The following is a 21,267-nucleotide window of genomic DNA, read 5'->3' on the forward strand; positions in this document are numbered from 1 at the left end:
CTCCAGACCTGATCGGTCGCCTCAACCGGTGTTCTGCAGCCCCTGAGAGACGCCGTTGACGCAGGCCACCAGCGCGCGCAGCAGATCCTCGTCCTCACCGCCGGTTTCGCGCCAGCGTCGCAGCAGGTCCACCTGCAGCACGCTGATCGGGTCGATGTAGGGATTGCGCAGGCGGATCGACAATGCCAGGCGCGGATCGTGCTGCAGCAGCGACTGCTGCCGGGTCAGGTCCTTGACCCAGCGCTTGGTCAGCGCCAGTTCGTCGCGGATACGCGGGAAGAAGCGCTCATGCAGCGGCCCGGACAACCGCGAGAACATCTCGGCGATGTTGAGGTCGCCCTTGGACAACACCATCGCGATGTCGTCGAGGAAGGTGCGGAAGAATGGCCAGTCGGCCGCCATCTCGCGCAGGGCGTCTTCGTGGCCGGCATCCACCGCCGCCTGCAGACCGCTGCCGACGCCGTACCAGCCCGGGATCACCGCACGCGCCTGACTCCAGGCGAACACCCACGGGATCGCGCGCAGGTTGCCCAGCGCCGCGTTCTGGCCAAGCCGGCGCGAGGGCCGCGAGCCCAGCGTCATCCGCTCGATCACATCGATCGGCGTGGCCTGGCGGAAGTACGCCATGAACTCCGGCGCGCCGACGAAATCACGATAGGCCTGCGAGCTGACATCGGCCACCACATCCATCACCGCCCGCCACTGTTCCTCGCGCGGCTCCGGCGCACGCGGACGCAGGCTCGACAGCAGCACCGCGCCGGCCATCTGCTCCATCGAGCGCAGCGCCAGCGCGCGGATGCCGTACTTGCGATGGATCACCTCGCCCTGCTCGGTCACGCGCAGGCGTCCATCGACGCTGCCGCGCGGCGCCGCTTCCAGCGCCTTGGTGGTCTTGCCGCCGCCGCGCACGATCGAACCGCCGCGGCCGTGGAAGAAGGTCAGGCGGATGCCGAGTTGCTCGGCCGCTTCCAGCAACTCGACCTGCGCGCGTTGCAGGCCCCAGCGCGAAGCCGCGATGCCACCGTCCTTGCCGCTGTCGGAATAACCGAGCATCACCATCTGCACGTCCTTGCGCGCGGCCAGATGCCGGCGGTAGACCGGATCGGCGAGCAGATCGTGCAGCGTGGCGATGCTGCTGCGCAGGTCGTCCACGGTTTCGAACAGCGGCACGATGTCCAACGGCACCGCGCTACTCTCATCGACCAGCCCGCCACGCCGCGCCAGCGCCAGCACGGTCAGCACGTCGGCACGGTTGTGCGCCATCGAGATGATGTAGCTGCCAAGCGCATCGGCGCCGTGGCGGTGACGGGCATCGGCGAGTGCGGCGAATACCGCGTCCAGCCGCGCATTGCCGTCGTCGCTGACCGTCGGCAGCGTGGTCTCGCCGGCCGCGAACGGCTGCAGCACGCTCGCACGTTCGGCGTAATCCTTCGACTCCCAGGCCTCGTCGCCGAGGGCCGTCGCCACCGCGCGCGCATGCACGCTCGACTCCTGGCGCACATCCAGCCGCGCCAGATGGAAACCGAACGTGCGCACCCGCCACAACAGCCGGCGCACCGCGAACCAGCCGGCATGCAGGCCCTTGTTGGCCTTCAGGCTGTCGAGGATCAGCTGGATGTCCTGCTCGAACTCGGCCGGTGAGGCGTAGGCACCGGGTGCATCGTCGAGCGTGGCCTGCAACTTCGCGCGCATCAGGTCGTTGAGCAGCCGGTACGGCATGTCGCCGTGGCGCGGGCGCGAGCGCTTGGCCGCCTCGGGCAAGGCGGTCTGGTATTCGGCCAGCCGCGCGTGCAGCGCGTCGCTGACCGACACCAGCGTGGTCGACTGACTGAGCAGGCTCGCCAGTTGCCACAGTTCCTTGAGATAGCGATCGAGCACCGCACGACGTTGCGCGTCGAGCGTGGCGGTGACGGTCCTGGCATCCACGTTCGGATTGCCGTCCATGTCGCCGCCGACCCAGGTGCCGAAGCGCAGCAATCGCGGCAACGCTAGCGCGCTGCCCCAGGTTTCCTCGATCGCGTGTTCCAGCGTCTCGTACAGCGCCGGGATCACCCGGTACAGCACCTGGGTCAGGTAGAAGCCGACGTGCTCGCGCTCGTCCTCCACACTCGGGCGCACCGGCGAGGAATCGGCGGTCTGCCACGCCGCCGTCAACGCCATGCGGAAGCGCGCCTCGTCCACCGCCTGTTCGCCCGGCGTGCGCATGCCGTCGAGGTTGTCGATCAGGCTGGCGACCATCAGCTGTTCCTTCTCCAGCAGCGCGCGACGCACCGCCTCGGTCGGATGCGCGGTGAACACCGGTTCGATGTCGATGCGCGGCAGCCAGTCGCTCAATTCCTCCCGCGTCACGCCCTGCGCCTTGAGCCGGCGCAGCGCGTCGTGCAGACCGTCCGGCTGCGGCGTGCCGGCGCCGCTGCGCTGGTAATCGCGACGACGGCGGATGCGGTGCACCCGCTCGGCGATGTTGACCACCTGGAAATAGGTACTGAACGCACGCACCAGCGACTCGGCATCGCGCGGCTCGCGCGTGTCCAGCAGCGCGCTCAACGAGTCCGGCGGGGTATCGCGCTCGCGCCGTGCGATCGCGGTGGTCCGGATCTGCTCGATCTCGCCCAGGAAGGCATCCGACACCTGTTCGGCCAGCAGATCGCCCACCAGCGCGCCAAGCTTGCGCACGTCGTCGCGCAGCGGAATATCGGGTGTGGCGAAGATCAGACTGCTGCGGTACTCGTTCATTGCGATACGGATCAGACAGTGGGGATTCAGTCCAAGCCTAACCGAAGCGAAAGCTCGCTTTTGCAACCATCGGCGAGGTTGTCCGCTGCTGTCGCATAAGCCATTCCCGCAATGCATGCGATCGGACCTGAAAGGAATGGATTCGACGCCTTCAAGGCCCTCGTAGGAGCGGCTTTAGCCGCGAAGGCGTTCCCCCTTTGCCCCCCCGCACATGGATGTGCGGGCTCTTGCAGAGGGACCTGCATGAACGCCCTCGCGGCTGAAGCCGCTCCTACGAGTGCCCAATGCCGCACCCCAAGCCGATCCGCAGATTCAGCCCCGCCGCAGGCCCCGCGATATAATCGCCATCCCCCGTCGAGGGGCGCTGCGACCGGGCATGGCGGGTTCTTCCGCTTCCGGCCAGGCTCGACGGAGGTCCACCACACAACGGCGCCCGGAAACGAGCAGGTTCCCCACCTGCCCTTACCGGAGCCATACCATGAATGCTGTAGCCAAGATCTTCTCGACCGAAGGCGAATACAAGATCGCCGACATCGGCCTCGCCGACTGGGGTCGCAAGGAGCTGGACATCGCCGAGCACGAGATGCCGGGCCTGATGTCGATCCGCCGCCAGTACGCCGCCACCCTGCCGCTCAAGGGCGTGCGCGTGACCGGCTCGCTGCACATGACCATCCAGACCGCGGTGCTGATCGAGACCCTCAAGGACATCGGCGCCGACGTGCGCTGGGCCTCGTGCAACATCTTCTCGACCCAGGACCACGCCGCCGCCGCGATCGCCGCCACCGGCACCCCCGTGTTCGCCTGGAAGGGCGAGACGCTGGAGGAATACTGGGACTGCACCCTCGACGCACTGACCTTCACCCTGGCCGACGGCACCCTGACCGGACCGGAGCTGGTGGTGGACGACGGCGGCGACGTCACCCTGCTGATCCACAAGGGCTACGAGCTGGAAAACGGCGCCAAGTGGGTCGATGAACCGGCCTCCTCGCATGAGGAGCAGGTCATCAAGAACCTGCTCAAGCGCGTGGCCGTCGAGCGCCCCGGCTACTGGACCCGCGTGGTCAAGGACTGGAAGGGCGTGTCCGAAGAGACCACCACCGGCGTGCACCGCCTGTACCAGATCGCCGAGGCCGGCAAGCTGCTGGTGCCGGCGATCAACGTCAACGACTCGGTGACCAAGAGCAAGTTCGACAACCTGTACGGTTGCCGCGAGTCGCTGGCCGACGGCCTCAAGCGCGCGCTGGACGTGATGCTGGCCGGCAAGGTCGCGGTGGTGTGCGGTTACGGCGACGTCGGCAAGGGCTGCGCCTCCTCGCTGCGTGCCTACGGCGCGCGCGTGATCGTCACCGAGATCGATCCGATCTGCGCACTGCAGGCGGCGATGGAAGGCTTCGAGGTCACCACCATCGAAGACACCCTGGGCACAGCCGACATCTACGTCACCACCACCGGCAACAAGGACATCATCCGCATCGAGCACCTGAGCGCGATGAAGGACCAGGCCATCGTCTGCAACATCGGCCACTTCGACAACGAGATCCAGGTCGATGCGCTGAACGCCTATGCCGGCGTGCAGAAGATCAACATCAAGCCGCAGGTGGACAAGTACGTGTTCGCCAATGGCAACGCGATCTTCCTGCTGGCCGAAGGCCGCCTGGTCAACCTCGGCTGCGCCACCGGCCATCCCTCGTTCGTGATGTCCAACAGCTTCTCCAACCAGACGCTGGCACAGATCGACCTGTGGCAGAACAAGGACGTCTACGAGAAGACCGTGTACCGCCTGCCGAAGAAGCTCGACGAGGAAGTCGCGCGCCTGCACCTGGAAAAGATCGGCGTGAAGCTGACCAAGCTGAGCACCGAACAGGCCGACTACCTGGGCGTGCCGGTCGACGGCCCGTTCAAGCCGGAGCATTACCGCTACTGATCGGCACGACTCCTGCCGATACCACGACGGGCGCCGCAAGGCGCCCGTCTTCGTTATAGGCCTCGACGCACGCCGTGCATCGCATTCGATGCGGCGACAGTACGCGCCATGCGGACAGAACTGCCGAGTTCTTTACCCGTTGTTGCAACCTGCCAGGACACGCCTCACATGCCTGCACGGATGCGTTTTACTCCGCTCCACGCCGATGCCTCCCACCACGCATCGGCGACTCCCCGCCACGTCGAGAGTATCCATGGACGTGACCGAGGCGATCACCGACCTCAACTGCAGCATCCCAAGGAGAACCATCATGCGTGGCACCCCGCTCATCATTGCCGTACTCATGCTGTCGCTCACCCCGTTCGTCGCAGCCGCGGCCAAGCTGCCGGCGTGCGGAACGTTACCTACCTATGTCCGTGATGCCGAAAGGACGCTGGCCTATTGCATCACCATGGAGAACCCGATCAGCGCGTGCGGCGCTACCGACGTCGATGCGCAGGTCTTCGGGAACAACGAAAACCGCCTGCCTGGCGCAGGCCGCGGCCAGCAGTACTACGAAGGCAAGGCACGCCAGCAATCCGGCGGTCCCGCCGGCACCTACCGGCTGGTTTTCCTGGTGACCGAAGGCAAGAAAAAGCAGGTCGTCGAACAGCGCTACTACTCGGCCGATCACTACCAATCGTTCTGCGCTATCTGATCAGGACGCAAGTCGCTAGATCGCGACGGAAAACACAACGGGCGCCGCAAGGCGCCCGTTGTGTATCCGGACGTGCTTCCCACCGGCTCCAATGTTTGCGCGGCGATGCCGACTCGCTACTGGCCTATGTCGCACGCGAAGCGATTGCCCTGCTGGGAGGCGAGAGCGCCGAGCGCATCCAGCAATGCGAAGGCGACGGCTGCGCGATCCTGTTCCTCGATACCTCCCGCTCCGGCGACCGCCGCTGGTGCTCGATGACCGCCTGCGGCAACCGCCACAAGGTCGCCGAGTTTCGCCGGCGCAAGCGCGAAGCGCTGTAACCCAGCGCGCAACGACCCGTTGGTCAACGATCGCCACCACATCTTGGAATAGAACCGCCACTCGCATCGTGCGCGGCAGCGGGCAGTGGTCCAATACCTCCGGATCGCGTATGACATCGAAATCGACGAGCTCGAAAAGCATCAGCGGGGTCATGTGATAACCGGATGCCATGCTGTGCCGACCCTGGCTCACTGTGGGACGACATGTTTCCATCCAGGTCAGATTCGCGATAAGGATTCGACCCACGTCTCCTTCGCGGTGGCTGCTTTCACGGTGATCTCAACGGTGCGAACGTCATGACCCCGATCTCGATACTCGAACTTGTTGGTTGCACGATCCTGGCCGCTGCGGGCGCGTGGATCACAGCGGGCGAAATGACCGGCAAGCGCGGACGCAGTCAGGTCTCGTTGCTGATCTTCCTCGCGTGCGTGACGCTGACCAACCTGTCGACGTTGTCGCTGGTCGGCTGGCAGCTGTGGCTTTCCCCGGCGGAGGTGCGATGGATCCACGTGATCGGGGTGCCGGCCTGTTACCTGCTCGGCCCACTCTTCCATGTCTACGTGACCTCACTGGTATCGCAACGCACAGCTTGGCGTCGCGAGAATGCCTGGCATGTGCTGCCGCTCCTGGTCGCGCTGGTGGTGGAGTTGGCCAATGCCACGTGGCCCGGCTTCGAACAGCATCCTGCGGGCGCGACGGCTGTCCTCTTCGCTTACCACGCATGGGCTGTGCAGGGGTTGCCCTACTTTGCCGGCGCCGCGCTGCTCGCCTGTCGCCTTGTGCCGGACGCGGGGCAGGCCAATGGCGCGATCGACACCCGATCTACTCAAGCGTTGCGCACACTCACGTTGGTGATGCTCGCGCTCTGGCTGCTGATGGGCGCAAAACGATTCGTCGTGGCCTCGCTCGGTGTGGAACGCGAACTGGCCAATGCCGGCCTGACCCTGGTGATCGCCACCGTCCTGCTCGGCTGGCCGCGCCTGCGGCAACGGATCGCGGACACGCTGCCCGTGCAGTTCGGCGACGGTCCATCACCCAGCGTCCGCTATGCGAAGTCGGCGCTCGATGAGGACGGCCGCGCACGGATCGCCACCGACCTCATCACCTTGATGCAGGAGCGCCAACCGCATGTGGACGCAGGCTTCGACCTTGCCACGCTCAGCCGGCTCAGCGGGTGGCCGCCGGCCTACATCTCGCAGGCGTTGAACCTGCACCTGAAGCAGAACTTCTTCGAGTTCGTGAATGGGTTCCGCGTCGAGGCCGCACGCCGCTGCCTGGCCGATCCGGCCGATCGCAGGACCGTGCTGGAGATCGCGATGGCCTGCGGCTTCGGCAGCAAGTCGACCTTCAACGCGGCGTTCCGTCGCGGTACCGGCCTCACGCCGCGTCAGTTCCGCGAACGTGAGCGTATCGAAGCGTCCGAGGTGCCCGCCTGAGCGTCCGATCCCATTCGCTCGGACGTCGCACCATGTACATCCGGTCATCCTCCCGCTTGCCGGCATCCACCGGCTTCGAACGGGAGCACGGAGATGATGCGCATCGCGTTGTGGTGGGGACTATGGCTGGGAATGAGTGTGACGGCATGGGCCGCGCAGAGCGATCCGCCGCGCTTCGAGTGGGGCGTCAGGATTCCACTGCGCGATGGCGTGCGGTTGCAGGCCACCTTGTACCGGCCCGCAGCCGATCCGCAACCGGCAGCCTGCGTGTTCACCCTGACCCCATACATCGCCCAGACCTACCACGAGCGCGGCCAATACTTTTCGGCCCATGGCTATGCCTTTCTCACCATCGATGCGCGCGGCCGTGGCAACTCCGAAGGCGAGTTCGACCCCATGCGGCAGGAGGTCGAGGACGTGCGCGACGTGGTCGACTGGCTGGCCAGGCAACCGTACTGCGGCGGCCGTATCGCGATGTGGGGCGGCTCCTACGCCGGCTACAACCAGTGGCTTGCGGCCAAGTGGCGGCAACCGGCGCTGCGCAGCATCGTGCCCGCCGCGGCGCCATGGCCGGGGCTGGACTTTCCCATGCGCAACAACATCTTCATGACTTACGCGCTGATGTGGCTGACCTTCACCCGCGACCACACAGCGCAGGATGCGATCTTCGGCGACAACAGCTTCTGGCAGACGCGATTGATGGAGTTGCAGGACTCGCATCGCCCATTCGTGCAGTTCGATCTCGGCCTGGGGCGGGCAGATGCCATCTTCCAGCGCTGGCTGCAGCATCCCGCACTGGATGCGTATTGGGACGGCTTTGTTCCCACCGCAGCCGAGTTCGCCGCGATCGATCTGCCCATCCTCACCATCACCGGGCAGTACGACTTCGGCAACGATGCACTCGCCTACTACCGGGCGCATATGCGCGGTGCATCCACTGCGGCGAAGGCCCGGCACTATCTGGTGATCGGCCCGTGGGATCACGCCGGCACCCGCACACCCAGGCGTGAGATCGCCGGTGTCGATTTCGGTGCCGCCAGCCTGCTGGACCTCAACGCGCTGCACAAAGCCTGGTACGACTGGACACTCCGGGACGGCGCGAAACCCGAGTTCCTGCGCAAGCGCGTGGCCTACTACGTGCTCGGCGAGGGTGCCGACGAATGGCGATACGCCGATACGCTGGAGCAGATCACCAGCGAGAGCCGCCCCTTGTATCTGAACTCCGAAGGTGGCCGCGCCAACGATGTATTCGCCTCGGGACGGCTGGATGCGGACGCACCGCGTCAGGACAGCGAGCCGGACCGCTACGTCTTCGACCCGCGCCTACCTGGAGCGCAACCGAACCTGATCGACCCGCGCTCCATCTCCGACCAGAGCATGGCGATGCAGGCGCGGGACCGGCAACTGCTGCTCTATCACAGCGCTCCCTTTGAAACGCCAACGGAGATCGCCGGCTTCTTCCGCTTCGAAGCATGGCTGTCGCTGGATCAACCCGATACCGACATCACCGCATGGTTGTACGAGATCCACCCGAACGGGACCGCCACCTTCCTCGGCTACGACCAGGTCCGCGCCCGCTATCGCGAAAGCCTGCGCGAGGCCAGGCCCGTCGAAAAAGGCATCGCCGAGCGCTACGTCTTCGACCGCTTCCAGTTCATCGCCCGCCGCCTTGAACGCGGCAGCCGGCTACGCCTGATCGTCGCACCCGGCACCGGCACGCTGTTCGAGCGCAACTACAACGCGGGCGGCGTGGTCGCGCAGGAAACCTCGGTACAGGCGCGCACGGTGATGGTGGAGTTGCACCACGATGCCGACCATCCGAGTGCGTTGCATGTGCCGATTGCCGCATCCGCGAAACCGTGAGCCGAGGCCCGCTTGGGCGCACCGGTTCAGACGATCGGTTTCATGGGCCCCGCTCCGGGCAGGACATGCCCGGCGCTCATGCATCACGGGATCCCACGAACCTCCTAGTGACTTCAGGCAGGTGCCCGATGCCGGCCAAGCGTGGTGCCATGCTCGGCAAGGGCTGCTCCAGGCAAGGCCCGCTCATTCATCGCAGAGGGTATTCAGCATGCACGCACCGCGATCCATCCTGTGGCTGGCCCTGCTGGCCGCCGTACCCGCCTTCGCCCAGCAAGACCTGAGCAAGATCTCCGACAACGTGGAGACGCAGGCCGGGCAGAAGTACGGCGAACTGTCCACGGTCAGCGGCGACATCCACGTGGCCAGCAACGTCAAGGCCAGGAAGGTCAACTCCGTCAGCGGCGATATCACCATCGACGCAGGTGCCAAGATCGGCAAGGCCAGCAGCACCAGCGGCGATTTCAAGATCGCCGACAACAGCACGACCGGCAAGCTGGAAAGCGTCAGTGGCAACCTCACCCTGGGCCGCAACGTGGTGGTCGATGGCGGCCTGACCACGGTCAGCAGCAACATCTTCGTCGATCACGGCGGAAAGGTCGGCGGCGACGTCACCTCGGTCAGCGGCGACATCGGCCTGGTGCAAACCGAGGTGGACGGTGACATCACCTTCGTCAGCAGCGACGTCACCGTGGGCATCGGATCGCACGTCAAAGGCCGCGTGCATCTCAAGAAGCCGTTCTACAGCAAGCTTCCGCGCCCGCCGCGCGTGGTAATCGGCCCCAATGCCGTGGTGGACGGACCGCTGGATTTCGAACTGCCGGTCAAGCTCTACGTACACAGCACCGCCAGGACCGGCAAGATCACCGGCGCCACCGCCATCCCGTACTCGACGCCCAGCACGCCGAAGAACTGATCACAGGCACCGTTGCTGCCGGGCTTCCGACACGGCGGCGCGATATCGCACGGGATAACCCATCAGGCTCCTTTCGAAGGAACCTGAGAAGTTTCCAGGACTGCGACCCAGCAACACACGACGCTCACGGACGCCAGTTCGCATTGCTCTCCCAGAACGCCACCGCGCGACGATAGGCCGCGCGGTCCATCGGCACGCCTGAACCGCCCTCCTCCACGCCGAGCGTGTTGCGCATCATCGTGATCGGTGCCATCGGGATTTCTTCCGGCTCGGTCGTGTAGAGACAGCCGACGATGCCCCAGTCGGCGTCGATCGGTGAGCCTTCCTTCGCCAATTGCTCGGCGCTGTAGAGGATCGGCAGCAGGTAGTTCGCGACCGGCGCTTCGACGCCTTCGAACCAGCGCACCAGCACCGGCAATTCCTCGGAGTTGCGCGCCTCGTACCCCGAACGCAGCAGATGACGGTTCTCAACGGTGACCGGCACCGTCAGGCAGCGCGTGCGGGTCCAGTTGCGATGCACGTGCAACTTGCAGAACGGGGCGTAGCCATCGATCACTTTCAGCGGGGCCTCATCGTTGAGACGACGCTGGAACTCCTCCGGCGTGCAGTCTTGGATCGCGTTGCGGCGGCGATCGCGCGGAAACAGACGGGCACGGGCGAACGGGGTCAGAACGATGGACATGCAGCGTACCGAAGGGAAGTAGTCTCCACATGATAGGCACCGTCGTCGTCCCCGCCCAGACGCCATACCTCCCGCTGGCCCGCCGCGACGCGACGCAATGAATACGTATGCGTAGATCGCATGCTGCGCCGCGATGCGCGCTTAGCATTCCCGGGCCACCGCAGGTCGTGGCTGTGCATTTCCGGAACAGGGATCAGCCCACTCGACGAGATGGGTCCGCTCGCAGCAGCGGTGCATGTCCGTCGTTCCATCAAGGAGACATGTGCAATGCGCGACACGCCTTCCATTCTCGGCACACAACGTCCCCGCCGATACTGGCACCGCTTTCTCGCTGCGCTGCTGCTTGCCGCAATGGCAGTCAGTGCGCAGGCCGAGGTCATTCTGCACGCCTTCAACTGGCCCTACGCCACCGTCGAGGCGCGCGCCGCGCAGATCGCCCAGGCCGGCTACAAGAAGGTGCTGGTGGCACCGGCCTATCGCTCGCAAGGCAGCGAATGGTGGGCGCGCTATCAGCCGCAGGACATCCGCGTGATCGACAACCCGCTCGGCGACACCAATGCCTTCGCCAGCATGGTGCAGGCGCTGGCCGAGCATGGCGTGGAAACCTACGCCGACATCGTGTTCAATCACATGGCCAACGAGGCGGCGATTCGTTCGGACCTGAACTACCCGGGCGCGACGGTGCTGGCCCAGTACGCCACCAATCCCTCGGGCTATGCACAACTGCGGTTGTTCGGCGATCTCTCCTCGAACTTCCTGAGCGCGGACGACTTCGGCCCGGCGCAATGCATTTCCGACTACAACGATGTCTACCAGGTGCGTACTTACCGCATCTGCGGCGGCAACGGCGATCCTGGCCTGCCGGATCTGATGGGCAATGATTGGGTCGTGCAGCAGCAGCGTGCCTATCTGTTGGCGTTGAAGGCGCTGGGGGTCACCGGCTTCCGGGTCGATGCGGCCAAGCACATGACCTTCGACCACCTCAATCGCGTCTTCGATGCCGGCATCCGCAGTGGCGTGCACGTGTTCGGCGAGGTGATCACCGGCGGTGGCTCCGGCAACAGTGATTACGACCAGTTCCTGGCGCCGTACCTGCAGCAGACCACTCACGGGGCTTATGACTTCCCGTTGTTCAACACACTCCGCAACGCGCTGCTGCCGGCCGGCAGCCTGGATGCGCTGGTCGATCCGGGTGCATCCGGGCAGGCATTGCCCGGTGCGCGCGCGGTGACGTTCGCGATCACGCATGACATCCCGAACAATGCCGGCTTCCGCTACGCCATTCTCGATCCGGTCGATGAAACCCTGGCGTATGCCTACCTGCTCGGCCGCGACGGCGGCGTTCCGATGGTCTATTCGGACAACAACGAAAGCGGCGACAACCGCTGGGTGAACGCCTATCTCCGCGACGACATCAAGCGCATGGTCGGCTTTCACAACGCGATGCAGGGCAACGACATGCAGGTGCTCTCGCACAGCGCCTGTCACCTGCTGTTCCGTCGCGGCAATCTCGGCATCGTCGGCATCAACAAGTGTGGCAGTACGGTCAACACCACGGTGGCGATGAACGGCAGCGTGGTGTGGTGGAACGTGAACTACACCGATGCGCTCGGCTCTGGCAGTGTCGTCAACATCGGCAGTGCCTCGTACACCTTCAGCCTGCCGCCGCGGCAGGCGCGGATGTGGCAGCGCTGACGGTCAGCTCCACAAAACGGACGCATCGATTGGCCTCGGCAGGCTGGGCTCAAGCTTGCGTGGACGAGCATGCCGGGAAGAAAACATCGAATGACACCGGCCATAGTCAATGCTGTTTCCGGTAACAACGACACCCTTGCCGTTTCACATGCCACCGCGGGCCGGTGCCCTCACAGACACCGGCCCGCATCAGGCTTGCCTCAGTAGTCGTAACTCACGCTCAACCGCAACGAACGCGGTGCCTGACTCAAGGTGGCCGCTCCATACAACGGATCGGATTGACCCGGTTCCAGTTCTGAATACGGGTACTTCCACAACGCAGTCTGGCTGTTGAAGACGTTGAACACGTCGAGATTGAAGCTCAGCTTGTTGTCGGCGAACGACGGGCGCCATGCCACGCCCAGATCGAGCTGCTTCAACCACGGCAGTCGTCCCTGACTGCCCGGAGGCGCCGGTTGCCCTTGATAGAAGTGATAGGCGATGCCGTAGCCGGCCGGATCGGTGTGATCGCTACCGTAGGAACCGAGCGCACTGAACGGCGATCCTGACACCACCCGCACATTGGCCGATACCAACCACTCTCTCGTCAGCTGGTAGTAGCCAGACAGCTTGAGCTGATGGGTGTGGTCGTTGCTCTGCGGGCCGTTGGTGTACTCCATCAACTGCGCGTAGTCCCAGGCCTGTGTGGTCGACACCGCGGTCTGGCCAATGCCCGACAGCAACTGGCCCTCGGTGGTGCCGTAGCTGCGCGACCAGGTGTAGTCGACGCGGCCATACCAACGCTCGTCGAACGGATGTTCCAGCGACAGGTTGACTGCGTAGTAGTTGCGCTTGAAGTCGGGCAGCCCCAGCTCGCTCTTGCTCAGCGGTACGCTGACGTAGTTGCCGGAGGTATCCACCAACGTGAAGGTGTTGGCCTTGCCAGGATTGATCAGCCAGCAGCTGACCGGGTTGCTGTCGGTGGTGACGTTGTAGCCGAGCGCGGTGGACTTGGCCAGCACCGTATCGATGTCGCAGTAGTCGTCCACACCACTGCGCAGCACGCGGTAAGTGGCCTTGGCGCCATACACCCAGCTGTCGCCCAGGGTCTTGTTGAAGCCGAGAATGAACTCGTCCTGGTAGGAGGGCTTGATGCCCTGCGTCGCCACCGTCTTCGGGTCGGGCAGGTTGCCGTAGTAGTTGTTGGCCGAAACCGCGTCGGAGATCTGGGTCAGTCCGGTGGGATAACCATTGCTGTCGATGCCGCCGTAGGTGTAGTAGGTCGACGTCGCCAGCGTCGCACCGGCCGCATTGAAAGCCGGGTTCAACGGCAACGCCAGGTAGTAGCGGCCCGCATTGCCGTACACCTTGAAGTGGCTGTCACCAGCCACGTCCCAACTGAAGCCCAGTCGCGGCGCCCACTGCCCACTGCTCTGCTTGATGTAGGGATCGCCGTCGCGGTTGTAGTTGGTGAACTGATCCAGACGCAGGCCGAGGCTAAGCAGCAGGCGATCGCTCACCTGCCAGTTGTCCTCGATGTACTGCGCACGCTGCGCTGCACGTACCGAGGCCAGTGCGCTGTAGACGTAACGGCGCACGTAGTAGCCGTCCTCGCCATTCGGATAGGCCCCGGTGGCCGGTACGCCCAGGCCGGTGTTGATCGGCACGGCGGGATTGGATTGGCCGTAGACCCAGTAGTAACCGTCGCCGGAGGCCACCGAACCACGATTGAGCGCACGCGCGTTCTGGTTGTCGATGCCGATCGTGATGCTGTGGTCGCCGAGCACGTAGTTCAGGTCGATGCGCAGGTTGTCGGTGCGGTTGCCACGGTCCGGATTCACCAGCAGCGAAGTGGTCTGCGCGTTGGTGATCGGCGTGCCGCCGGTGTAGGCGGGATTCTGGAACGATGCGCCGGAAACATAGGTCAACGCGCCGTTGTAGGTCGGGTTGCCGACGTAATCATCGGTGGACATCTTGCCGTACTGCGCACTGAGCGTGAGCCGGTCGGTCAGGTAACCGGTGTATTTGGCGTTCCACAGACTGCCACCGGTCTTGGTGGTATCGGCGCTGCCACGGCGGCTGCCGATCTCACGATTGTCGTAATCGTAGTTGTAGTACGTGCCACGGGTGATGTAACGGCTGGAAGCACCAGTGACCTCCAGCAGGTGGTTGTCGCTGATGTTCCAGTCGAGCTTGGCGTACCAGCTCGGGCGGCGATACGCGTAGTCGTAGTACGGATTGGTGTCCTCGACGCTGTAGACCTTGTGGCCCTCCTGGCGCTGCAGCTCATACGAGCCGAAGAAAAACAGCTTGTCCTGCACCAGCGGGCCACCGGCGTAGATGCTTTGCGTGGTCACCCATGAATTGTTCTTGCTGTCCGGGCGATACAGCTCGCCATTGCCGGGATAGTAGATGTCGTTCTGCGACGACCGCAGCGACGCCGGCTCCCAGGTCGCCTGTCCGCCGAAATGCCATTCGTTGGTACCGCGCTTGCCGACCGCATTGATCACACCGCCGTCGGAACGACCGTACTTGGCGCTGTAGCCGCCGGTGTAGACCTCCAGCTGGTCGATGCTGCCGTAGGGCAGCGTGAGGCCACCGAGGCCGCGCAGCGGATCGGTCGTGTTGAAGCCGTTGATGTAGTAGGCGTTCTCCGCCGACGACGAACCGCCGAAGCTGACCAGCTGTGCACCCGTCGGCCCGATGTAGGTGCCGCTGCCGCTGTTGCCGACCACGCCCGGCGCCAGCTGCGCGATCGCCTCGGCCGAACGCCCCAGCGGCAAGCGCTGCAACTGCTCGGCGGTGACCACGGTGCGCGAGTCGACGCTGGTGACATCGATCGCCGCCGCAGCCCGATCGGCGGTGACCTGCACGCCCCCCAGATTGGATACGGCGACAAACGAGACGTCCGTGCTCGCGCCAACTGTCAGGCTCACGCCCTGGCGCGTCTGCAATTCGTGGCCATCGCCGTCCTTGGCAACGACGGTATAGGTGCCCAGCGGCAGTTGGTTGATCGAGTAACGTCCGCGCGCGTCGACTTCGACTTCACGGGTAATACCGGCATCGCTGCGGACCTGGATGCGGCGTGCCGACTCGGGCGCCTGGCCTGAAATGGCGCCGGTGGTGGATTGGGCATGGGCGAGAGGCGCGGCAGCAGCTATCGCCAGCGCCAGGGCCAACAGGCCGGGGCGCAAAGACGCATGATTCTTCTTCATCGGAAAACGAACTCGGGTGGTGGGGTACGGGAACCCGGCCTCACGTCTCGTTGGCTGCCGTGCCCGCGCGCTGCTATCGAATCCCCGTGTGCATTAATCCCCGCGAATGTGCCGATAAAGAAATATCTTGTCGCTATCTGACAACCACTCTTGGTTATTTCGATCCCGCCGCGACACCGGATAGCCCCGCGCCTGCACGCACGACGTCGGCTGTCGCGCCATCACCTGCAACGCCCCCGGATCGGGGAAATGGACGACGGCGCGATGCAGACGATCGCGCCGTATTGCCTCGGACATTGATGCCCTTGATCAGCGTCCGACACGCTGCTGCAGATGCGCCGGATAACGCTCGCCCACGACCTCGATGCCCTGCAGCGCCTGCTCGATCGCAGCCAGATCGGCGGCATCGAGCGCCACGTCGGCCGCACCGGTGTTCTCTTCGAGCCGATGCAACTTGGTGGTGCCCGGAATCGGCACGATCCAGGGTTTGCGCGCGAGCAGCCAGGCCAACGCAATCTGCGCACGGGTGACGCCGCGCGCATCGGCGATACGACCCAGCACCTCGACCAGCGCTGCATTGGCGTTGCGGCTCTCTTCCGAGAAGCGCGGCACCACGTTGCGGAAATCACTCTTGTCGAACGTGGTGGACGCGTCGATCGCACCGGTCAGGAAGCCCTTGCCGAGTGGACTGAACGGTACGAAGCCAATGCCCAGTTCCTCCAGCGTCGGCAGGATCTCCCGCTCCGGCTCGCGCCACCACAGCGAGTATTCGCTCTGCAGTGCCGCCACCGGCAACACCGCATGCGCGCGCCGGATCGTCTGCGCGCCCGCCTCGGACAGACCAAAGTGCCCGACCTTGCCCTCGGCGACCAATTCCGCGACCGCACCCGCGACATCCTCGATCGGCACCGCCGGATCGACGCGATGCTGGTAGAACAGGTCGATACGATCGGTACGCAAGCGCCTGAGCGCAGCCTCGGCAACTGCGCGGATGTTCTCGGGCCGGCTGTCCAGGCCCTTGCCGGTCTGGCCATCGACGAAACCGAACTTGGTGGCGATCACCACCTGATCGCGGAACGGTGCCAGCGCCTCGCCGAGCAGTTCCTCGTTGGTGAACGGGCCATACGCCTCGGCGGTATCGAAAAAGGTGACGCCGCGTTCGAACGCGGCACGGATCAACGCGATGCCGTCCGCCTTGTCGACCGCCGGACCGTAGCCGAAGCTGAGGCCCATGCAGCCCAGCCCGATGGCCGAGACCGTCAAGCCACCGTTGCCTAGTGTGCGCGTTTGCATGTCATGTCTCCTGTGCGACGTGGAGGCACAGCCTAGACCTCGACACCGATGCGATTAAGCCGGCTACAGAGAATTCCGACATGAGCCAGCCTCATCAATTGTCCGGTGCAGGACCTTCACACATCGGATAACGCCAGCGGGCCCAGGCATGGACACCATCCTGTCAATTGGTGAACGCACCTCATGAGTCCATGTCGATCACAGCGGCTAGTGGCACATCGCAGGTGCGCCTATGGTGGGATCACGTTCCCATCAGGAGATCCACGATGAACCTGTTCACCACGATGTCACTGTCGATGGCTGCTGCCGTGACCGGCGACGCCGGTCCGGTCAGTGTCACCCATGCCGGCAGCAAACCCTCGGCCGTCGGCCCCGCCGACTACTTCACCGGCCGCGTGCGCATCGACGCGCCGTTCAGCACCACCCCACCCGCACGCGTCGGCGGCGCCACCGTCACCTTCGAGCCGGGCGCACGTACCGCCTGGCATACCCATCCGCTGGGCCAGACCCTGATCGTCACCGCCGGTGCCGGCCGGGTGCAGGAATGGGGCAAGCCCGCGCAGCAGATACGGCCCGGCGACATCGTCTGGATTCCGCCGGGCGTCAAGCACTGGCACGGCGCGAACGCAGACACGGCGATGACCCATATCGCCATCGCCGAGGCCGTCGACGGCTCGCCTGTCACCTGGCTCGAACAGGTCAGCGACACACAATATCGCGACGAATGATTCCACCCGGAGCAACCGCAATGAGTAACGCTTCCCTCAAGGACAAGGTCGTCGTCATCACCGGCGCCAGCAGCGGATTGGGCGAAGCCACCGCACGCCTGCTCGCCGCACAGGGCGCGATCGTCGTGCTCGGCGCGCGCCGCGTCGAGCGCATCCAGGCGATCGCCGAGCAGATCATCGCCGCCGGCGGACAAGCGCTGGCGCAAGCCACCGACGTCACCGATGTCGCGCAGGTAAGGCGTCTGGTCGATACCGCAGTGCAGGCATACGGCCATGTCGACGCGATCATCAACAACGCCGGCCTGATGCCGCAATCGCTGCTGGAGCGACTCAAGATCGAAGACTGGGACCGCACCATCGACGTCAACATCAAGGGCGTGCTCTACGGCATCGCCGCGGTGCTGCCGCACATGCGCGCGCGCAAGGCCGGGCACATCATCAACGTATCGTCGGTGGCCGGCCACAAGGTACGCGCCGGCGGCGCGGTCTACTCCGCGACCAAGCACGCCGTGCGCGTGATCACCGAAGGCCTGCGCCAGGAAGTGAAGCCCTACAACATCCGCACCACCGTGATCTCGCCCGGCGCAGTGGACACCGAGCTACCGGACAGCGCCACCGAACCGGATGTACGCGAAGCCACCCGCCAGTTCTATGCCAGCACCGCGATCCCGGCCGATTCATTCGCCCGCGCAGTGGTGTACGCCATGACCCAGCCGGAAGATGTGGACATCAACGAGATCCTGTTCCGCCCGACCAAGCAGGAGTACTAGAACGTTTTCGGATCAAGTGATGACGTATCCCGCTCCTACGGTGAACGGGATACGTAACCATCTGATCCAGGGCGCGCCATCCACATATATACATCCATCGCGATGGAGAGATATTATTGGCGGGCACTTTCGCCCCGACCCCGCCGATGACGCCGATCAGCTTCGAGTTCTACCCGCCCAAGACCGACGAACAGCGCAGCCAGCTTGACCGCACCGCGGCCAAGCTGAAGAGCTACGCGCCCGAGTACGTCTCCTGCACCTTCGGCGCCGGCGGCTCCACGCTCAGCTACACCTCCGAGACCGTGCGCCACCTCAACCAGCACCATGGTTTCGAGGCCGCGCCGCACCTGTCATGCGTCGGTGGCAGCCGCGAGGAAATCCGTGAACTGCTCAAGCTGTACCGGGCGATCGGCTGCCGGCGCATCGTCGCGCTGCGGGGCGACCTGCCCTCGGGCATGGGTCATCCCGGCGACCTGCGCTACGCCTCGGAACTGATCGAGTTCATCCGTGCCGAGCACGGCGACGCCTTCCACATCGAGGTCGGCGCGTATCCGGAAACCCACCCGCAAGCCAGCGATGCGCTGGACGACCTGAAGCACTTCAAGGCCAAGGTCGATGCCGGCGCCGACGCGGCGATCACCCAGTACTTCTACAACGCCGACGCCTATTTCCACTTCGTCGACGCGGTGCGCGCGCTCGGCGTGCAGATCCCGATCGTGCCGGGAATCATGCCGATCTCCAACTTCAGCCAGCTGCGTCGCTTCTCCGAACAATGCGGTGCCGAGATCCCGCGCTGGATCGCCAAGAAGATGCAGGCCTACGGCGACGATGCCGAGTCGGTACGCAACTTCGGCGCCGACGTGGTCGCCGCCCTGTGCGAGCGCCTGATCGCCGGTGGCGCGCCCTCGCTGCACTTCTACACACTCAACCTGGCCAAGCCGGCCGGCCTGGTGTTGCAGCGGCTCGACCGCTGAACGATTTCGTCACGGCATCGGCGCCGGTCAACCTCATCCAGACCAGCGCCGGGTTTCCATCCGTGCGGGCATATCCCGATCCAGCGCCTTCCGACATCAACGAAAAGCCGCTGTACGCCCATCACCACGACGGCTAGGCTTCGACGATGCGCTCGATCCTGCTGCTGCCCTTGCTGGCGATGGCCGCCACCGTCCACGCCCAATCCCAGCAGATCCACCGCTGCACCGGCCCGGACGGCGCCACCGTGTTCACCGACCGCCGCTGCGAAGACATCGGCGCGACCTCGCGCCTGCCAGCAGCCATACCCCGCGACGGCGACGCAGGCCTGTATCGCAACGGCTGCCCGCGCCGCCTGAGCGAGCTGGTCGATCAACTGCGCTCGGCGATCGACGCGCGCGACGTGAACCGGCTATCCAGCCTCTATCTGTGGAGCAACCTCTCCGAGCAATCCGCCAACCAGGTGCTGACGCGGCTGGAAGCCATCGCCGACCGCCCATTGATCGACATCGCACCGGTCTACCCGGAAGCGCCCGAGACGACAGCCACCGCCGCGTCCACTGACGCCTCCATCGTTACCGCGGAGGCACCCCAGCCCAGCCCACCGCGCCCATCGGGCCTGCGTCTGGAACAGACCCTCGCCAACGGCAGCACACCCTCGCGCACGATCTTCAACCTGCGCCGGCAGTACAACTGCTTCTGGGTGAGCTTCTAGCGCGTTTCTGCACCCGCATTCAAAGCGACACTCGCGTGCAGATGGCGCGGTGATTCCTTGCATCGCGATCCAGACGTAAGCCACTGGGTCCCACCTGCGCGGGGATGACGGTAGATGGAACGCGTGAAATGCGGAGGAACTCCGAAGAAGGGATGCGAACCCAAACTCCACTACACGAGCGAACCATCAACCCAACAGATCACCCCACCCAAAGCGACCGCAACGCCGCAATCCCCTGCGCGCCATGCCGCCGAGCCTCGACCACATGCTCAGGATGCAACCCACCACTGGCATAGATCGGCAACGACACCTTCTCGCGCATCGCCTCGAACCCCTCCCACCCCAACGGCGTCGCCGCCGAAACCGTCGATAGCACCGGCCCCAACACCGCGAAATCGCAGCCAATCCGCTGCGCCTGCTGCAATCCCGCCAGATCATGGCAGGACGCGGCTACCGGCTGCCCCGCCGGTAGCGGCCGTGTTTCCAGCGACGCCAGTTGGGTGGCCTCCAGATGCACGCCAATACCCAACTCGCGCGCCATCGCGATGTCGCCCTCAAGCAGCAGTTGCACCGGCTGACGGCCACGCTGTGCCAGCACACGCTCGACCAGCGCGCTCCAACGCACGGGATCATGCCCATGCGCACGCAAGTGGACGCGTCGCACGCCATCGCGCAGCAGTTGTTCGATGCGCCCCAGCCAACCTTCCTCATCGTTGCCTGGCGCGGGCGTAACCAGGTAATGCTCCGGCTGACGCAACATCGCCACCACCGGCAGGTCCGCCGGCGGCATCGAATAGCGCCCGAGCCGATCCGGGCTCACCCAGGTCAAGGCCTGGCCCTCGCGACCACGCGGCTGACCCTTCCAGCCGGCGATGCGCCGCACTTCCAGGCGCAGGCGCTTGTCGGGATACAGCTGCGGAACCTCCATCAGCCATTCGCCGACCTCGGCCTCGATGCCGAGTTCTTCGTGCAATTCGCGCACCAGCGCCTGTTCGGAACTCTCACCCGGCTCACGCTTGCCACCCGGGAATTCCCACAGGCCGGGCATGTCACGGGTTTCGGTACGACGCGCCAACAGAATGCGGCCACGCGCGTCCTGAATGACGCCGGCCACCACATGGATCGATCTCAAGGAATCAGGCATGACCCGACTTTGCCGTGATAGACGGCCGTCGGGCAATAGCCGGCGGCGCCTTTTCAGCACTTGATCAGCGACCCAACATCCGCCGCCGCATCAAAACCAAACGTCGTCCCCGCGCAGGCGGGGATGACGAGAAAAAGATTTGGCGCGTAAGCCTCGGCCCTGATTCCGGCCCGATCAACGAGTA

Annotated in this window: 16 protein-coding genes and 1 riboswitch; of the genes, 11 read left to right on the forward strand and 5 right to left on the reverse strand. The window is 64.9% G+C overall.

What is annotated here, in order from left to right:
• Window positions 1-21 precede the first annotated feature (21 nt).
• Entirely contained in the window at window positions 22-2,736 is a 2,715-nt protein-coding gene (gene ppc, locus AC3WJE_RS01970) for a phosphoenolpyruvate carboxylase (protein ID WP_493729094.1), read from the reverse strand.
• 350 nt (window positions 2,737-3,086) lie between these two features.
• A riboswitch (S-adenosyl-L-homocysteine riboswitch) is annotated at window positions 3,087-3,178 on the forward strand.
• 36 nt (window positions 3,179-3,214) lie between these two features.
• Here ppc and ahcY point away from each other — a divergent pair.
• From ahcY to AC3WJE_RS02000, 6 genes are all read left to right on the forward strand, one after another.
• On the forward strand, window positions 3,215-4,660 hold the full coding sequence (gene ahcY / locus AC3WJE_RS01975) for an adenosylhomocysteinase (RefSeq protein ID WP_493729095.1): 1,446 nt from the start codon (window positions 3,215-3,217) through the stop codon (window positions 4,658-4,660).
• A 253-nt stretch (window positions 4,661-4,913) separates the two neighbouring features.
• The gene (locus AC3WJE_RS01980) at window positions 4,914-5,357 is read left to right on the forward strand and encodes a ribonuclease domain-containing protein (protein ID WP_493729096.1); all 444 of its coding nucleotides are present in this window, start codon (window positions 4,914-4,916) and stop codon (window positions 5,355-5,357) included.
• A 95-nt stretch (window positions 5,358-5,452) separates the two neighbouring features.
• Complete coding sequence (locus AC3WJE_RS01985) at window positions 5,453-5,677, forward strand: CGNR zinc finger domain-containing protein (protein WP_493729097.1); 225 nt, start codon at window positions 5,453-5,455, stop codon at window positions 5,675-5,677.
• A 297-nt stretch (window positions 5,678-5,974) separates the two neighbouring features.
• Window positions 5,975-7,114, forward strand: coding sequence for a helix-turn-helix domain-containing protein (locus AC3WJE_RS01990; protein WP_493729098.1), 1,140 nt, complete (start codon window positions 5,975-5,977; stop codon window positions 7,112-7,114).
• Window positions 7,115-7,210: 96 nt separating this feature from the next.
• The gene (locus AC3WJE_RS01995; RefSeq protein WP_493729099.1) at window positions 7,211-8,977 is read left to right on the forward strand and encodes a CocE/NonD family hydrolase; all 1,767 of its coding nucleotides are present in this window, start codon (window positions 7,211-7,213) and stop codon (window positions 8,975-8,977) included.
• 208 nt (window positions 8,978-9,185) lie between these two features.
• Window positions 9,186-9,890: a DUF4097 family beta strand repeat-containing protein gene (locus tag AC3WJE_RS02000; RefSeq protein ID WP_493729100.1), complete on the forward strand. Its 705-nt coding sequence runs from the start codon at window positions 9,186-9,188 to the stop codon at window positions 9,888-9,890.
• A 124-nt stretch (window positions 9,891-10,014) separates the two neighbouring features.
• Here the strand turns inward: AC3WJE_RS02000 and AC3WJE_RS02005 are convergent, their stop codons facing one another.
• A complete protein-coding gene (locus AC3WJE_RS02005; RefSeq protein ID WP_493729101.1) occupies window positions 10,015-10,572 on the reverse strand; it encodes a DUF3228 family protein in 558 nt (185 codons plus the stop codon).
• 267 nt (window positions 10,573-10,839) lie between these two features.
• On the opposite strand from AC3WJE_RS02005, the gene AC3WJE_RS02010 reads away from it, so the two are divergent.
• Window positions 10,840-12,267, forward strand: coding sequence for an alpha-amylase family protein (locus AC3WJE_RS02010; RefSeq protein ID WP_493729102.1), 1,428 nt, complete (start codon window positions 10,840-10,842; stop codon window positions 12,265-12,267).
• Window positions 12,268-12,467: 200 nt separating this feature from the next.
• Here the strand turns inward: AC3WJE_RS02010 and AC3WJE_RS02015 are convergent, their stop codons facing one another.
• Window positions 12,468-15,461, reverse strand: a complete 2,994-nt coding sequence (locus AC3WJE_RS02015) for a TonB-dependent receptor (protein ID WP_493729103.1) — start codon at window positions 15,459-15,461, stop codon at window positions 12,468-12,470.
• Between the two features lie 309 nt (window positions 15,462-15,770).
• Window positions 15,771-16,754, reverse strand: coding sequence for an aldo/keto reductase (locus AC3WJE_RS02020; protein WP_493729104.1), 984 nt, complete (start codon window positions 16,752-16,754; stop codon window positions 15,771-15,773).
• 296 nt (window positions 16,755-17,050) lie between these two features.
• On the opposite strand from AC3WJE_RS02020, the gene AC3WJE_RS02025 reads away from it, so the two are divergent.
• The 4 genes from AC3WJE_RS02025 (at window position 17,051) to AC3WJE_RS02040 (ending at window position 19,939) form a co-directional block, all read left to right on the forward strand.
• Complete coding sequence (locus tag AC3WJE_RS02025; protein WP_493729260.1) at window positions 17,051-17,482, forward strand: (R)-mandelonitrile lyase; 432 nt, start codon at window positions 17,051-17,053, stop codon at window positions 17,480-17,482.
• Window positions 17,483-17,502: 20 nt separating this feature from the next.
• Entirely contained in the window at window positions 17,503-18,252 is a 750-nt protein-coding gene (locus AC3WJE_RS02030; protein WP_493729105.1) for an SDR family oxidoreductase, read from the forward strand.
• A gap of 146 nt (window positions 18,253-18,398) precedes the next feature.
• Window positions 18,399-19,226, forward strand: a complete 828-nt coding sequence (metF, locus tag AC3WJE_RS02035; protein WP_493729106.1) for a methylenetetrahydrofolate reductase [NAD(P)H] — start codon at window positions 18,399-18,401, stop codon at window positions 19,224-19,226.
• Window positions 19,227-19,372: 146 nt separating this feature from the next.
• A complete protein-coding gene (locus AC3WJE_RS02040; RefSeq protein ID WP_493729107.1) occupies window positions 19,373-19,939 on the forward strand; it encodes a hypothetical protein in 567 nt (188 codons plus the stop codon).
• A 199-nt stretch (window positions 19,940-20,138) separates the two neighbouring features.
• Here the strand turns inward: AC3WJE_RS02040 and AC3WJE_RS02045 are convergent, their stop codons facing one another.
• The gene (locus AC3WJE_RS02045; RefSeq protein WP_493729108.1) at window positions 20,139-21,083 is read right to left on the reverse strand and encodes a Nudix family hydrolase; all 945 of its coding nucleotides are present in this window, start codon (window positions 21,081-21,083) and stop codon (window positions 20,139-20,141) included.
• Between the last annotated feature and the right edge of the window lie 184 nt (window positions 21,084-21,267).

It is taken from the genome of Pseudomonas sp. GW821-FHT07E12 (genome assembly GCF_058986605.1).

Bases quoted from the DNA above. Each gene is read 5' to 3' on its own strand.
- ppc (WP_493729094.1), bottom strand. From the start codon at position 2,736: ATGAACGAGTACCGCAGCAGTCTGATCTTCGCCACACCCGATATTCCG.
- ahcY (WP_493729095.1), top strand. From the start codon at position 3,215: ATGAATGCTGTAGCCAAGATCTTCTCGACCGAAGGCGAATACAAGATC.
- AC3WJE_RS01980 (WP_493729096.1), top strand. From the start codon at position 4,914: ATGGACGTGACCGAGGCGATCACCGACCTCAACTGCAGCATCCCAAGG.
- AC3WJE_RS01990 (WP_493729098.1), top strand. From the start codon at position 5,975: ATGACCCCGATCTCGATACTCGAACTTGTTGGTTGCACGATCCTGGCC.
- AC3WJE_RS01995 (WP_493729099.1), top strand. From the start codon at position 7,211: ATGCGCATCGCGTTGTGGTGGGGACTATGGCTGGGAATGAGTGTGACG.
- AC3WJE_RS02000 (WP_493729100.1), top strand. From the start codon at position 9,186: ATGCACGCACCGCGATCCATCCTGTGGCTGGCCCTGCTGGCCGCCGTA.
- AC3WJE_RS02005 (WP_493729101.1), bottom strand. From the start codon at position 10,572: ATGTCCATCGTTCTGACCCCGTTCGCCCGTGCCCGTCTGTTTCCGCGC.
- AC3WJE_RS02010 (WP_493729102.1), top strand. From the start codon at position 10,840: ATGCGCGACACGCCTTCCATTCTCGGCACACAACGTCCCCGCCGATAC.
- AC3WJE_RS02015 (WP_493729103.1), bottom strand. From the start codon at position 15,461: ATGAAGAAGAATCATGCGTCTTTGCGCCCCGGCCTGTTGGCCCTGGCG.
- AC3WJE_RS02020 (WP_493729104.1), bottom strand. From the start codon at position 16,754: ATGCAAACGCGCACACTAGGCAACGGTGGCTTGACGGTCTCGGCCATC.
- AC3WJE_RS02025 (WP_493729260.1), top strand. From the start codon at position 17,051: ATGGCTGCTGCCGTGACCGGCGACGCCGGTCCGGTCAGTGTCACCCAT.
- AC3WJE_RS02030 (WP_493729105.1), top strand. From the start codon at position 17,503: ATGAGTAACGCTTCCCTCAAGGACAAGGTCGTCGTCATCACCGGCGCC.
- metF (WP_493729106.1), top strand. From the start codon at position 18,399: ATGACGCCGATCAGCTTCGAGTTCTACCCGCCCAAGACCGACGAACAG.
- AC3WJE_RS02040 (WP_493729107.1), top strand. From the start codon at position 19,373: ATGCGCTCGATCCTGCTGCTGCCCTTGCTGGCGATGGCCGCCACCGTC.
- AC3WJE_RS02045 (WP_493729108.1), bottom strand. From the start codon at position 21,083: ATGCCTGATTCCTTGAGATCGATCCATGTGGTGGCCGGCGTCATTCAG.